The 14626-nt window shown below is 63.0% G+C and carries 13 protein-coding genes; 8 read left to right on the top strand and 5 right to left on the bottom strand.

The window, feature by feature from the left end:
* Nucleotides 1–83: 83 nt before the first annotated feature.
* From SM763_RS19625 to SM763_RS19600, 6 genes are read left to right on the top strand one after another with little or no spacing between them, the layout of a single operon-like run.
* Nucleotides 84–650 carry a nuclear transport factor 2 family protein gene (locus SM763_RS19625; RefSeq protein WP_368999496.1) on the top strand — a complete coding sequence of 189 codons (567 nt, stop codon included), beginning with the start codon at nt 84–86 and terminating at the stop codon, nt 648–650.
* Nucleotides 647–2341: a hydantoinase B/oxoprolinase family protein gene (locus SM763_RS19620; protein ID WP_368999495.1), complete on the top strand. Its 1695-nt coding sequence runs from the start codon at nt 647–649 to the stop codon at nt 2339–2341. Before SM763_RS19625 ends, SM763_RS19620 begins: the two co-directional genes overlap by 4 nt.
* Nucleotides 2338–4404 (top strand): hydantoinase/oxoprolinase family protein, encoded by a 2067-nt coding sequence (locus SM763_RS19615; RefSeq protein WP_347508811.1) that lies wholly within the window; start codon nt 2338–2340, stop codon nt 4402–4404. The genes SM763_RS19620 and SM763_RS19615 overlap by 4 nt, the downstream gene beginning before the upstream one ends.
* Nucleotides 4401–5003 carry a cysteine hydrolase family protein gene (locus SM763_RS19610; protein ID WP_368999494.1) on the top strand — a complete coding sequence of 201 codons (603 nt, stop codon included), beginning with the start codon at nt 4401–4403 and terminating at the stop codon, nt 5001–5003. Before SM763_RS19615 ends, SM763_RS19610 begins: the two co-directional genes overlap by 4 nt.
* Entirely contained in the window at nt 5000–5860 is an 861-nt protein-coding gene (locus tag SM763_RS19605; RefSeq protein WP_368999493.1) for an isocitrate lyase/PEP mutase family protein, read from the top strand. Before SM763_RS19610 ends, SM763_RS19605 begins: the two co-directional genes overlap by 4 nt.
* Nucleotides 5847–7220 carry an FAD-dependent oxidoreductase gene (locus tag SM763_RS19600; protein WP_368999492.1) on the top strand — a complete coding sequence of 458 codons (1374 nt, stop codon included), beginning with the start codon at nt 5847–5849 and terminating at the stop codon, nt 7218–7220. Before SM763_RS19605 ends, SM763_RS19600 begins: the two co-directional genes overlap by 14 nt.
* Nucleotides 7221–7255: 35 nt before the next feature.
* On the opposite strand, the gene SM763_RS19595 is transcribed toward SM763_RS19600, so the two are convergent.
* From SM763_RS19595 to SM763_RS19585, 3 genes are all read right to left on the bottom strand, one after another.
* On the bottom strand, nt 7256–8749 hold the full coding sequence (locus tag SM763_RS19595; protein ID WP_368999491.1) for a 3-hydroxyacyl-CoA dehydrogenase: 1494 nt from the start codon (nt 8747–8749) through the stop codon (nt 7256–7258).
* A 3-nt stretch (nt 8750–8752) separates the two neighbouring features.
* A complete protein-coding gene (locus SM763_RS19590; protein WP_368999490.1) occupies nt 8753–9523 on the bottom strand; it encodes an enoyl-CoA hydratase-related protein in 771 nt (256 codons plus the stop codon).
* Between the two features lie 259 nt (nt 9524–9782).
* Nucleotides 9783–10247, bottom strand: a complete 465-nt coding sequence (locus SM763_RS19585) for a MarR family winged helix-turn-helix transcriptional regulator (RefSeq protein ID WP_347510700.1) — start codon at nt 10245–10247, stop codon at nt 9783–9785.
* Nucleotides 10248–10488: 241 nt separating this feature from the next.
* Here SM763_RS19585 and SM763_RS19580 point away from each other — a divergent pair, with 241 nt between their 5' ends.
* Nucleotides 10489–11862 carry a hypothetical protein gene (locus SM763_RS19580; RefSeq protein ID WP_368999489.1) on the top strand — a complete coding sequence of 458 codons (1374 nt, stop codon included), beginning with the start codon at nt 10489–10491 and terminating at the stop codon, nt 11860–11862.
* 197 nt (nt 11863–12059) lie between these two features.
* Complete coding sequence (locus SM763_RS19575; RefSeq protein ID WP_368999488.1) at nt 12060–13151, top strand: Zn-dependent alcohol dehydrogenase; 1092 nt, start codon at nt 12060–12062, stop codon at nt 13149–13151.
* Between the two features lie 138 nt (nt 13152–13289).
* On the opposite strand, the gene SM763_RS19570 is transcribed toward SM763_RS19575, so the two are convergent.
* Nucleotides 13290–14501: an acetyl-CoA C-acetyltransferase gene (locus SM763_RS19570; RefSeq protein WP_065272351.1), complete on the bottom strand. Its 1212-nt coding sequence runs from the start codon at nt 14499–14501 to the stop codon at nt 13290–13292.
* Nucleotides 14502–14533: 32 nt separating this feature from the next.
* On the bottom strand, nt 14534–14626 hold a 93-nt coding region (locus SM763_RS19565; RefSeq protein WP_490363258.1), incomplete at its 5' end, for a transposase domain-containing protein.

Below are 14626 nucleotides of genomic sequence, written 5' to 3'. Positions count from 1 at the left end.
ATTCACAGATGTTCAAAATATTTGACCTATGCGCAGCAAATAATCTGCATTATAAAAGATACCAATTTAGAAAAGGAGACTTCATGCCCGTCATCGAACTCCACGTGATGCAGGGATATAGCGCAGACGAGAAAACGCGGCTGTGCGCGGCGCTGACCAACGCGGTGCGAATCGTCGTGCCCGCCCCGCCCGAGGCCGTCACCGTTATGATTCATGAGCTGGATCCTGCGGGTTACATGCGCGGCGGCGCGCATCGCAGCCCCGCCCCCGCCCTGCCCGATCCGGTATCTCTAGTGCGCAACTACCTGACCGCGATGGAAGCGCGAGAGATACACACGGCCCGGGCGCTGCTGGCTCCCGGCTTCTCCATGACGTTCCCTGGCACCGCCCCGATGACGACGCTGGAAGAGCTGATCGAATGGGCAAAGCCCCGATACAATTTCGTCACCAAGACATACGAGGGCTTCGAAGCGCTGCAATCGCCGCAGGACGCCGCCGTTGTCTATTGCCGCGGCACCCTGTCGGGCGAATGGCCGGATGGCACCCCCTTCAGCGGCATCCGGTTCATCGACCGCTTCGAAGTGGTGGACGGGCGCCTCACCCGGCAGGACGTCTGGAACGATATCGCTGAAACAAAGGCAAACCCATGACCAAAGAGATAGACCCGATCACGCTGGCCGTGCTGGCCGGACGGATGGAGCAAATCGCGGATGAAATGGATGCCACTCTGTTTCGCGCCGCCTTCAACCCAATCATCGCCGAGGCCCATGACGCATCGCACGGCCTCTATCACGCGGTGTCGGGCGACACTCTGGTACAGGGCAAATCCGGCCTGCCTATCTTTGTCGGGGTGATGTCCTTTGCGGTGAAGGCCGTCATCGAAAAGGCCGCCGAAAACGGCGACCTGGAAGACGGCGACATCTATATTTTCAACGATGCGCATCTGGGCGGCACCCACCTCAGCGACATGCGGCTGGTGCGGCCCTATTTCCACGATGGCAAACTGTTCTGCTATCTCGCCTCGGTCGGACATTGGCACGATGTGGGCGGCGCTGTGCCGGGCAACTACAACCCCGCTGCCACCGATGCCTTTCAGGAGGCCTTTGTCCTGCCGCCGGTCCGGCTGGCCAAGGCAGGCAAGATCCAAACCGACATCACCGACATCCTGATGCGCAACACCCGTCTGCCGCAATCGGCGCAGGGCGATCTGAACGGTCAGCTGGGAGCGCTGGATCTGGGCGTGAAACGTCTTGACGAATTGCTGGCCGAATATGGCGCCGAAACCGTGCGCGCGGCCCTTGATGCCTTGCAGGACCGTGCCGAAGCGCTGATGCGTTCGGAGCTGAGTGAACTGCCCGACGGTCGCTGGGAGGCCGAGGATTTCCTCGACAATGATGGCATCACCGATACGCCGCTGGCAATCAAAGTCGCGCTGGAGATCAATGATGACCGGATGACGCTGGATTTCACAGGAACGGCAGACCGCTGCGCAGGCCCGGTGAACATTGCACTGCCGACGGCGGTCGCAACCGCCTATGTGGCGATCAAGCATATCTTCCCGTCCCTGCCTGCGAACTCTGGCGTAATGCGCCCGATCGAGGTGAAGATCCCCGATGGATCGCTGCTGTCTGCGCCCTTCCCGGCGCCGGTCGGCGGCTACACCGAAACGATCCTGCGCATGGTTGACGTGATCTTTGCCGCGGCCTCACAGGCGGCGCCGGATCGCGTCGTCGCCAATGCCTATGGCACCATCAACGCCCTGTCGATTTCCGGCAAACGCGCCAATGGTCAACCCTGGGTCATGTTCAGCTTTTACGGCGGCGGCCATGGCGGCTCCATCGAAGGCGACGGGCTGAATCACGGCAATGCGCCAATTTCGACCGCGACAATCCCGCCGATGGAAATCCTTGAGGCAGCCTATCCGGTGATGTTCAAGCAATGGGCCCTGCGCCCAGACAGCGCAGGCCCCGGCATGCATCGGGGCGGCATGGGCGCGACCTATGAAATTGAAGTACTGGAGGAAAGCGCCACCGCCTTCCTCTTCGGTGAACGTGGCCGCTTTGCGCCCAAGGGCGCGGCTGGCGGCGGCGATGCTGCGCTCAATGTCTTTTCCTACGAGCAGGCAGATGGCTGGCATCACCCGCCGATGGCCTCGAAAATGGTTGGAATCAAGCTGGAGCGCGGCCAGTCAGTGCGGCTCGATACCCCAGGCGGCGGCGGCTACGGCCCGGCGTCACAGCGCCCGGCAGCCGATGTCGCCCGCGATGTGACAGGCGGCTTGATGAGCCCTGACGCAGCGACCGAAACCTATGGCCCGGCCTGGAAAGAGGTGACCCAATGACCAGCAGCAACCGCATGATCGGCGTCGATGTCGGCGGCACCTTCACCGATATCTTCGTTCTGGACGAAGCCACCGGCACCGCCGAAGTCGCCAAGGTGCCCACCACGCGCCCGGACCAATCCGGCGGCTTCCTGTCCGGGATCAATTCCCGCGTCGATGATCTTTCGACCGTCTCGGTGGTGGTGCACGGAACCACCGCAGGCACCAATGCGCTGCTGGAGCGTAAGGGCGCCCGGATCGGGGTGATCACCACAATGGGCCTACGTGACGTTCTGGAGATGCGCCGCCGCGATCGCCCGCGCACCTGGGGTCTACGGGGGAACTTCACTCCGGTGGTGGACCGCGCCCTGCGGCTGGAGGTGCCGGAGCGCACACTGGCCGATGGCACCGTGCGCACGCCGGTGGATCTGGACGCGGTGCGCGCCGCAGCTCAGCAACTGATCGACGAAGGGTGCCTTGCCTGCGCGATCCTCTTTGCCAACAGCTATGCCAATGGCGAAAACGAACGTGCCGCCGTTTCTGCCGTGCGCGAGATGTGGCCCAATGCGCATGTTTCGGCATCTTCGGAGATCCTGCCGGAAATCCGGGAATTCGAACGTTTTTCCACGACCGCGCTCAATGCCTATCTGCAACCCGAAGTCTCGGGTTATCTAGCGCGGCTCGAAACCGCGCTGAAGGACGGCGGGTTCGCCGGGGAGTTCATGATCGTCCAGTCCAATGGCGGCGTGATGGATGTGGACACGGCGGCAAAACTGCCTGTCCGCACTGCTCTGTCGGGCCCGGCGGCTGGTGTCATCGCAGCCGGATACATTGCCGAAGCGGCCGGATTTCCAGATGTTATCACCGGCGACATGGGCGGCACCTCCTTTGATGTCAGCCTGATCGCCAAGGGCGCATCCATGCTGTCGCCGCAAACCTCGATCGATTTCGGCATGGTGGTCCGCTCCCCGATGATCGAAATCACCACTATCGGCGCGGGCGGCGGCTCGATTGCCTGGGTCGACAAGGGTGGCCTGCTGAACATCGGACCGGAAAGCGCCGGCTCCACTCCCGGCCCAGTGGCCTATGGTCAGGGCAACACCCGCCCCACCGTGACCGATGCCAATGTCGTTCTGGGCCGCATTGATCCCGACAACCCCATCGGCGGTAAGCTGGACCGGCTGGATGTCGAGGCCGCCAAGGCCGCGATCCTGGAACACGTCGGGCGTCCGCTGGGCATGGATGCACTGCAAGCCGCCGAGGCGATCCTGCGCGTTGCCAATAGCCGTATGGCCGGAGCGCTCAGGCTGGTCTCTATCGAGCGCGGCTTTGATCCCGAACGTTTTGCATTCATGCCTTTTGGCGGTGGCGGCGCGCTGCATTCGGGCGCCATGCTGGCCGAGGTCGGTCTCGCCCGCGCCATCGTGCCGCGCTATCCCGGCGTGACCTCGGCGATGGGCTGCGTGATCGCCGATATGAGGCAGGATTTCGTGCAGACTATCAATTCGGTCCTGGCCGGTATCGACCTGCAAAGCCTGACCGGGTTCATGCAAAGCCACGTCGACAGCGGGCTGGCCACACTGGACGCGGCGCGCACCCATTTCGAGCGGCGCGACACCGAATTCACCCTTGATATGGCCTATCTCGGGCAAACCCACACGGTGCCCGTCACCCTGCCGGTCACCGTTGAAAATGGCGTCGTGACACCGCCGACCGAGGCGCAGATCGCCGATGCCTTTGATGCGGCTTATCGCGCCACCTACGGTCGACTTCTGGAAAACGGCACCCGGCGGGTGATCAACCTGCGCTCGGCCATCACAGGCCGCCGTCCGCGGTTCGATCTGGCAACGCTGGCACCCAAGGGCGGCAGTACCGAGCAGGCCTTCCGGGGCACGCGGCAGGTGCATTTCGACGGCACCTGGCACAAAACCAGCCTCTATGACCGGCTGGCCCTGCCCGTAGGCGCCGAAATCGCGGGTCCGGCCATTCTGGAGCAACCCGACACCACCGTCTTGATCGAACCCGGGCTCGTCGGCAAAGTCGACGCCTACGGCAATACACTGATCGAAAGGGCCAGCGCATGACCCCCTCCTCCACTGCCCTGCTGACAATTGACCTGCAAAACGACTTTTTGCACCCCGAGGGTGCCTATGGCCGTGCGGGTCAGGGCGCCGACAGCATCAAGGCCCTTCCGGACCGGATCGCGCCGGTGAAAACCGCCCTGACCAAGGCCGGGGGGAGTTATATCTCGGCCCAGTTCACGCTGGTGCCGGGTCGTGGTGGGGAGCCGCTGATCTCGCCGCACCTGAAAAAGCTGCGCCCCTTTCTGACCAAGGGCGATTTTGAACCGGGCAGCTTTGGGCACAGCCTTGTCGATACTCTGGCTCCGGCCGATTTCACGGTGGAAAAGGTGGCCTATTCGGCGCTGTATCAGACCCGTCTTGAATATATTCTGCGGGCTATGAAGATCGACACGCTGATCATCGGCGGTATCGTCACCAATGGCGGCGTTGCCAGCACTGTCCGCGATGCCCATCTGCGCGATATCCACACTATCCTGCTGTCGGATGGCTGCGCGGCCTTCAAGGACGACGTGCACGAGGCCACTCTGAAATCTCTCGGCTCGGTGACGGAGATCATGACCTGCGCCGAGGCAGTGACACTGCTGGGAGGCATGTCATGAGCCTGCGCAAGCGCCTGACCTCGCCCGAGATCCTGCTGGCCCCCGGTGTCTATGATGGCCTGACGGCCGCGCTGGCCACCGATGCCGGGTTCGAGGCCCTATACCTGTCGGGGGCCGCGGTGGCCTACACCCGCCTTGGCCGCCCCGATATCGGTCTCACCACCGCCTCGGAGATGGCAGATACCATGGCGTTGATCGCGGATCGCACCGACCTTCCGGTGATCATGGATGCCGACACCGGCTTTGGCAACGCGCTCAATGCACGGCGCACCATGCAAAGCTATGAACGGGCAGGCGCCGCCGCCCTTCAGGTCGAAGACCAGAGCTATCCCAAAAGATGCGGCCACCTGTCCGACAAATCGCTGATCTCCAAGACCGAGATGGCGGGCAAGATCGCCGCCATGGCCGATGCCCGCCGTCAGGACACGCTGATCATTGCCCGCACCGATGCCATCGCCGTCGAAGGATTTGATGCCGCCATCGACCGGGCCGGCAGCTACATCGAGGCAGGCGCCGACGTGCTGTTCATTGAGGCCCCGCGGGACAGTGATGAGCTGGCAAAGATCGCGGCGACCTTCACAGGCAAGGTGCCGCTGCTGGCGAATATGGTCGAAGGCGGAGCCACGCCGATTTCCTCGGCCACGACCCTTCAGGACATGGGCTTCGACATCGTGATCTTCCCCGGTGGTATCGTCCGCGCCCTGGCGATGACCGCGCAGAATTACTATGCCAGCCTGAAAGAATCAGGCTCTAACAAGCCATTTTCCGACCGGATGCACGATTTCGACGGGCTGAACGCGGCCATTGGAACACCTGAAATGCTGGCCCTTGGAAAGCGGTTCGATGGCAAGTCCTGATGTCGCTGAACCACCCGCATCCTTTGACCTGACGGTCGAAACCCTGATCATCGGGGCGGGCGCTGCGGGGATGGTGGCCGCCCTGGCCGCCCATGAGGCAGGACAGGAAGTTCTGCTGGTCGAGGCCGACGCCGTACCATCGGGGTCCACCGCGCTCAGCGCCGGTCTGATCCCCGCTGCGGGCACGCAGTTTCAGACCGAGGCAGGCATCCAGGATAACGCAGAGCGGTTTGCGCAGGACATTCAGGCCAAGGCCCATGATGAAAACGATCCGGATCTGGTCGCCAGCATGGCCAGCACGGCGGCGCCGGTGATCGAATGGCTGGCCCGCGATCACGGGTTGCCGTTTTCACTGGTCACCGACTTTGACTACCCCGGCCACAGCCGCCGCCGCATGCACGGGCTGCCGACCCGTTCCGGGCAGGAACTGATCGACGCCCTGCGCGCCCGGATCGAAGCGCTGGATGTGCCGCTAATCTGCAATCGCCGCGCAATCAGGCTCTATTCAAAGGAAAACCGCATCTTTGGCGCCCAGTTGCAGCTGCCCGATGACGGTACAGAAACCATCGGCTGCGCGCGGCTGATCCTCGCCTGCAACGGCTTTGGTGGCAATCGCACCATGGTCTCCACCTATATGGCAGAGATCGACAATGCGGTCTGGTTCGGCCATGACGGCAACCGCGGCGAGGCCGTGGCCTGGGGGCAGGCTCTGGGCGCAGCGACCGCCCATCTGGGCGCCTATCAGGGGCACGGTAATGTCGCGCATCCGCATGGCATCCTGATCACCTGGGCCACCATCACCGAAGGCGGCGTGCAGGTGAATTGCCAGGGCAAACGGTTCTGGAACGAGGCGCAGGGCTATTCCGAGGCAGCCCGCGCCGTACTGGCGCAGCCGGGCGGCACCGCCTGGGTGGTGTTCGACAGTCGCATCGCCGCCGTGGCGCGGCAGTTCGAGGATTTCAAGAACGCAGAAAAGCAAGGCGCGGTGCTAGCCGGTGAAAGCATTGCAGAGCTTGCCAAGGCGGCTGGCCTGCCCGCAGATGCGCTGGCCAATACCCTTGGCGATATACCCAACGAGGGCACGGACGCCTTTGGCAGACTCTGGAGCGGGCAGACCCCGCCACTGCGCCCAACCTATCACGCGGTGAAGGTCACCGGCGCGCTGTTCCATACCCAAGGCGGGCTAGAGGTCGATCCCGCAACGACCCGGGTGCGCCGCGCGGCGGGTGGAAGTTTTGACAACCTTCATGCCGTGGGCGGCGCGGCCTGCGGCGTTTCGGGTACCGGCGACAGCGGTTATCTATCGGGCAACGGGCTGCTGGCGGCGGTGACTTTGGGGTATCTTGCCGGGCGCGCCTGATCCAGCGCGCCCGTCGTTCGCAGTATTCGCGCCTGTCAGTCCGCGGTGCTGAGCGACAGACCCAGAAGCGCGCGGCGTTTCAGCCAGAGGCTGGGGCGGTAGCGTTCCGACCCGGTCGTGGATTGCAGCCCTTCCATGATCGACAGCACCCGGTCTGCGCCGACCTTGTCGCCATACTCCAGCGGGTTGAACGGGTAGTTGAGTCCCATCGTCATAGCCTTGCCCAGATCCTCGGGGCTGCCGACGCCGATCTGCGCCATCTCGCAGCACAGGTTCACGATCATCGAAATGATACGCGGTGCAACAAAGCCGGGGCTGTCCTTGATGGCCTCGACATGCAGGCCCGCGCCCGCCAGCCAGGTGGTCACCGCCTCCAGCACATCCGAGCCACCGGGAGCAGTCATGACGGTAACGATCCCGCGTTCGACCGCGCTCAGGTCCACTGCAACGGTGCGTTTGGGGTCAAGGCCAAGGCGGGCAACGGTGCTGGTGCAATCCTCGCCAAGCGGGCTGACCAGGATCGGCGCCTTGCCGTCATCCTCGGTAGCGCTGAGGCCCTTTTCCACCAGCGGAGCAAAGGCATCGGAGCGTTCCGGCAGAACTGCGGTCAGCGGGGTCTTTGGTCCGGCTTCGGGCGGGGTCGGCAGCTTGGGCAGGTCCTGCGCGTAGTCGTAGAAACCGCGCCCCACCTTGCGCCCCAGCAGCCCCGCCTCAACCATATAACCATGGCGCGGTGTGGTGCGCAGGCGTGCATCGCTATGGTAGCCGTTGAAGATGAAGGTCGAGACCGGGAAGTTGGTGTCGATGCCGGTGAGATCCATCAACTCGAACGGGCCCATCCGGAAGCCGCCTGCCATCTTCATGATGCGGTCGATCTGCTCAGGCGGGGCGACGCCTTCGGCCTCGATATGCAGACCTTCGGTGTAATAGGCCCGCCCACCCAGGTTCACGATGAAGCCGGGTCCATCCTTGGCGATCACCGGCACCTTGCCCATCGCCTTGCCCATTTCATAGGTCGCATCGACAACGCCCGCATCGGTGGCCGCGCCGCCGATCACCTCCACCAGCTTCATCAGCGGCACCGGGTTGAAGAAGTGCATGCCCACCACGCGGGCGCGGTTTTCGCAGTTCTTCGCAATCGATGCGATAGAGAGCGAGGAGGTGTTCGACGCAAGAATGCAGTCCGCGCTGACAATTCCCTCAAGTTCGGCAAACAGGCTCTGTTTGATGTCGAGCCGCTCGATGATGGCTTCGATCACCATCTGCGTATCCGCAAGGGAGGTGAGGTCGCCTGATATGGTCAGCCGCCCCTTGACCGCAGCGGCGGCGTCCGCCTCCAGCTTGCCTTTCTCCACCAGCCGGTCGATACGCCCTTCGATATCGGTCTTCGCCTTGGCCAGCGCCTCGGCGTTCATGTCGTTCAGCACCACGTCATAGCCCACGGTCGCCAGCACCTGCGCGATGCCCGCCCCCATGAGCCCGGCGCCGATCACGCCAACCTTTTTGATGTCGTCGAATGCATAAGCCATCACTTATTGTCCTTTGAACTCGGGGGCGCGTTTTTCAAGAAAGGCGCGCATTCCCTCTTTTTGATCGTCAGTGGAAAACAGCATCTGGAACAGGCGGTTCTCCAGCATGAGCGCGGTATCCAGCGGCGTATTCGCCCCCTCGCGCACCGCGTCACGGATCGCCTGCACCGCCTTGGCAGGCTGGGCGGCGATCCTCTTGGCCATGGCAAGCGACGTGTCCACCACCTCGGCATCCGGCACCACTTCTGAGACGATGCCCAGGTCCAACGCCACATCCGCCGGGAACAGATCGCCTGTCAGAAGGTAACGCAGCGCCTTGGCCTTGCCTGCCGTGCGCAGGATCTTCTGGGTGCCACCGGCGCCGGGCATGATGCCCACCTTGATTTCCGGCTGGCCGAATTTGGCGGTGTCGCCTGCAATGATGATGTCGCACATCATCGCCATCTCACAACCGCCGCCCAGCGCCATGCCACGCACCGCTGCGATGACGGGGGTATTCGACGCTTCGAGCGCGCGTTTGACAGCACCCAGACGGTCGAAGACCTCCTGCATCGGCCGCACCTCGGCCAGCTCGGCCAGATCAGCACCTGCGGCAAAGGCCTTTTCATCGCCCGTCATCACGATGCACCGGATTTCGGGGTCGGCGTCCAGTTCGGTCACCGCCTTGGCGATTTCCCCGCGAAATTCGGTCGACAGCGCGTTGCGCCGTTCGGGGCGGTTGAGCCGGATCACACCAACCCGGTCACCGGGGCGTTCGATGAGCACCAAAGACATGTTTTCTCCTGTCGCATTGCAAAGGATGCCGGTCCGGTCTGCACCGGACCGGGCGCGTTAGCGCCCTTATAAGGCCGAATAGATACTTGGCAAACAATTAGCTTGGTAATTAATTGCAAATTCGTCCCGTCCCAAGAAGGTGCCGAGGCGAAGGCACGCGTCACAGGCGGTCGGGGCAATCGACTTGTACAGTGGAAGGAGCTCCGGCCAGCACATTGCCCGGGTTGAGCCCAGCCTTAAGACGAGATCCTGACCCGCCTCAATCCCGCGCCATCGACGCCTTGAGGTTCTGCCGCATCTTCGCCAGCACCTTCATGGTGGTGGCCAGCTCTTCCGGTTCGATCCCTGTATTGGCTATGGTATCCACCTGGCGCTGCGTCTCGGTCATGATATCCATCAGCTGGTGCGCCTTGTCTGTTGCAAAGATCCGTTTCGACCGCCGGTCGCCGGGATCGGCGCGCCGTTCAACAAAGCCGCGTGCCTCCAACCGGTCGATCAGTTTGGAAGTGGTCACTGGCCCGATGTCCAGCTTGGCCGCAAGATCCGCCTGCCGCTGACCAGCCTCTCGCATGAGGCTGAGCACCGCCCAACCCTGCGCCATGGTGATGTCGTGCGGCCGCAATAGCCCGTCAAACAGAATACCGCGAAACCGCGCGATATCCTGAAACACCGGGCCCGAGACCCCTTCATTGCGAGCCGTGGTTGCCTTATCGCTTTTGGTCATACTGCCGCCCCATACTTCGCCAATCTCCCCCGGCCCGCCCGCGCGACCGCTTGGCAAAAAAGGGTAATTAGCTTGATTATTATTTGCAAGATAAATACCCTAAGCAAAAGGCTTTGGCTCTGCTTCCGCAACCGGCGGAGGCAGCTCTCACACGGAGCTGCACCACTCTAACCCGCACAGCTCTGAGGAGTTCTGACAAGATGGCCAAGCAAACCTCGCCGTCACGATACAGCGCCCAATAATGCTGTCATCCGCTTTTCTTCTTCTTGTCAGCATCGGGGCCATCGGTGAAATCTTTACCGATGCGCCCGCTCTGCGGCTGATGGAGCTCGTGGGGATCCTGGGCTTTCTGGCGCTGGAGCTGCGCGGCCTGTCCAAAGTCGCTTTAATCCTCCTTTCACTGTGCATCGCGCTGCCGCTTTATGAAGTCAGCCAAGGCACCTTTGATCTTGCCCGCGCCTCCACTGCCATCGACAGGGCGGCGTTCTTCGCCTTCTTCCTCACCTCGCTCAGCTTCCTTCAGTTCGCCGCGAACAGCTCACCGCTGATCCTGCGCTCGGGCGAGATTCTGGTGAACCAGCGCCCGGGCCGCCGCTATCTGGTCCTGACCTTCGGCGCGGCGGTATTTGGCATCCTCTTGAATTTCTCGACCATCGGCCTCTTGGGGACAATGATCGCCAAGGGTGTATCTCCCGGCGAAACCGACGAGCAAAAGCGCATCGCGGGCATCCGCCGCCGCCGCATGACGCTGGCCATGATGCGCGGGTTTTCCTCGCTTCCGATGTGGTCGCCGATGACCGTCACCATGGCACTGATCACTGCGGCCATTCCCAGCGTCGCCTATGGGCAGATCGTCATCTATTCACTGCCGCTGGCGGTGGTGATGCTGCTTTTGGGCTGGGGGATCGACCGGATGAGCTATCCGCGCCGGGTGCTTCCGGGCTTGCCCGAGGCGCCCTCCCTTTCCGGATTGCTGCCGCTGATGGGGATGGTAATCTTCGTGCCGTCGTTTTCCTGGGGCGTCTCCGTAATACTCGGCGTTACACTCATTCAGGCGCTGCTTCTGTGCTTGCCGCTGGTCTCCCTTGGCTGGATGGCGATCCAGCGCTGGCATGAGGGCGCGCTTCCGGCGCTCACCGGCACCGCCCGAGCCACCGTGACCGGGCTGCTCCCCGGATTGCCCAGCATGCGCTCCGAAATCGGCCTGTTCACAACCTCGGCCTTTCTGGGTGTTCTGGTGCTACCGCTGATCGACACCAATGCCCTTGGTCAGACCATCGTCGCCCTCGGACTTGGCAGCGGTGCGGTTCTGGCGCTGGCGGGCTGGATCGCCTATCTGCTGTCGATGGTGGGCGTCAGCCCGATCATCTCGGTCACCATCCTGGCGGGCACGCTGCCGAACCTGACGCCACTGGCCATCAGCCCGCTCGCGGTTGCGGTTACCATGGTGTCGATCTGGTCCATCGTGGTGAACGTAACGCCGTTTTCGGCCTCGGTCCGCTTGTCGGCGCGCATGATCGATGAAGATCCCGCCCGCGTCGGTCTGCGCTGGAACCTTGCCTATGGCACGCTCGCCATGTCGATCCTGACCGTTGCGTTGCTGGTTTTCGCATAGTCCGTTGCGTCACGTGGTTTAATTAGATTGCTAACAATCACCATGGCACCCTAAAATTTGCGAAAGAGGAGAAGCTTTGCATGTTCCGTTTCGCGGATATCCAGACCAAGACCGCGCGCCACTGCAATCGGCAGCTTCATGTACATACGGAAATCCGCGCTGCCCGCGCATGACACGACAGACCGAAAGGACCTCCCATGACCAAAGTCAAAGCCGCCGTTTGCCACAAACACGGAGAGCCCCTTGTGATCGAGGAGGTGGAACTGCGCGCGCCCGAACTGGGTGAAGTCGAGGTGAAGATTGATGCCGTGGCTGTCTGCCATTCGGACATCTCGCTGTGGCAGGGTGGGTTTGGCGGCGCCGTTCCCGCGGTCTTCGGGCACGAGGCTGCAGGCATCGTCACCGCTGTCGGCGTGGGCGTCAAAGGCTTTGCCGTGGGCGACAGTGTTGCCGTCACGCTGATCCGTTCCTGCGGCACCTGCCCGTCCTGCGGCCAGGGCCACCCCACGGTCTGCGAAGAACCGGGTGATCCGTCCAAGGGGCCGCTCAGCACGACCCAAGGTGACCCGGTCTGGCAAGCGCTTTTCGCAGGTGCCTTTGCCGAAAAGGTGGTCGTGGATCAAAGCCAGATCGTGAAGATCCCTGCAGATATACCAAAAGACGCCGCATCGCTGATCTCCTGCGGCGTGATCACCGGCGTCGGCGCCGCGATCAATACCGCCAATGTCCGCCCCGGTGACGACGTGGTGGTGATCGGCGCGGGCGGTGTCGGCCTCAATGCCATTCAGGGCGCCCGTATCGCTGGCGCCCGCCGCATCGTCGCGGTCGACATGAACCCCGCCAAGCTGGAAGACGCCAAAGCCTTTGGCGCCACCCATGGTGTGCTGGCCGAAGGCAAACCCTTCAAGGAGGTGAAGGCGCTGCTGGACGGGCGCGGCGCAGATGCGGTGCTGGTGACGGTCGGTGTCGCTGCGGTCTATGATCAGGCGCCCCGTTACCTTGCCCACAACGGCAAGATCGTCATGGTCGGCATGCCGCATTTCGGCTCTAACGCGAGCTATTCGCCGCTTGTGATGGCGGACGCGGGGCAGAAAATCCTCGGCTCGAAAATGGGCGACGTGGTGATCAAGCGCGACATTCCCTGGATCGTGGACCTCTACCAGCAGGGCCGCCTGAAGCTGGACGAGCTGATCACCGGGCGCTGGACGCTGGATCAGGTGAACGAGGCCTTTGCCGACACCATGGCCGGCAACGCGCGGCGCAACGTGATCATGCTGAACAACGACTGACCAACGGGCTGACAGACCCTGCGGCCGTCCCAGTACATCGGGGCGGCCGTTTCTGTCACCTACTCCACACACGAAAAAGGGCCGCTCCAGCCAGAGCGGCCCTGTCCGTTTTAAGATCAGGCGCAAAGCGCGGCCCGGTCAGACCTTTTCAAAGATCGCGGCCAGACCCTGACCGCCACCGATGCACATGGTTTCAACCCCATACAGCGCATCGCGGCGGTGCATCTCGCGCAGCAGCCCAGCCATGATCCGTCCGCCGGTCGCACCCACCGGGTGCCCCAGCGAAATGCCCGAGCCATTGACGTTCATTCGCTCAAAATCGCTGTCGGCGAATTGCCATTCACGGGTGCAGGCCAGAACCTGCGCCGCGAAGGCTTCATTGAGTTCGATCAGGTCGATGTCCTTCAGCGCCATACCCGCACGGTCCAGCGCCTTGGCCACCGACGGCACCGGGCCGATGCCCATGACCTCGGGACCGACACCGGCCACGGCCCAGGACTTGATCCGGGCATAGGCCTTGAGCCCCAGTTCCTCCGCGATGGCGCGGGTGGTGATGATCGCCGCCGAGGCGCCGTCGTTCTGACCAGAGGCATTGCCCGCCGTGACCGTCGCCTGACTGTCGATACCGCCCCGGATCGGGCGCAGCTTGGCCATGCTCTCCATCGTGGCCTCGGGGCGCGGATGCTCATCCTTCGAGAAAGTCTCTTCGCCCTTGCGGCTTTTGACGGACACCGGAATGATTTCATCATCGAACAGCCCGCCGTCCTGCGCCGCCACCGCGCGGCGATGGCTTTCCACCGCAAAGGCATCCTGTTCCTCGCGGCCGATATTGTATTCTTGGCGCAGGTTCTCGGCGGTTTCCAGCATGCCCCCCGGCACCGGGTGGTTGATCCCGCCTGCCGTCACACGTCCCTTCGCCAGCGCATCATCGAACACCATCGCGGTGCCCTTGATGCCCCAGCGACCCTTGGTCGAATAGAAGGGCGCATTCGACATCGACTCGGCGCCGCCTGCGATCACCAGCGAAGACCCTCCGGTCGCCACCTGCATTACTGCGTTGATCACCGCCTGCAGGCCAGAGCCGCAGCGGCGATCGATCTGATAGCCGCCAATGCTGATCGGCAGACCGGCATCCAGCCCCACCACACGGCCCAGCGCCGGCGCATCCATCGATGGGTAGCATTGGGCGAAGATCACCTCGTCCACGCGATCACCCGGCAGGTCGGTGCGCGCCAAGAGGCCTTCGATCACCATGCGGCCCAACTCATGGGCGTGCAGGTCGCGGAACTGGCCTCCGAAACGGCCAACCGGCGTGCGGACCGGTTCGCAAATTACGACGTCTTCAAACATATTCGTAAGCGCTGTCGCCACCCCACGCCTGTTCAGCTTGACGGGGTGAAGTTCCAAGGTAGCAGCTCGTCGATCCTTCTGGCCGGGTGACCGGCGGCGATGGCTTCCAGGGTCGCCTTCAAATA

The organism is Pseudophaeobacter sp. C1-32P7 (assembly GCF_041008775.1).
GTDB classification, from domain to species: domain Bacteria; phylum Pseudomonadota; class Alphaproteobacteria; order Rhodobacterales; family Rhodobacteraceae; genus Phycobacter; species Phycobacter gallaeciensis_A.
Note: the sequence above shows the minus strand (reverse complement) of the source record. Positions and strands in the feature narration are given on the sequence as shown.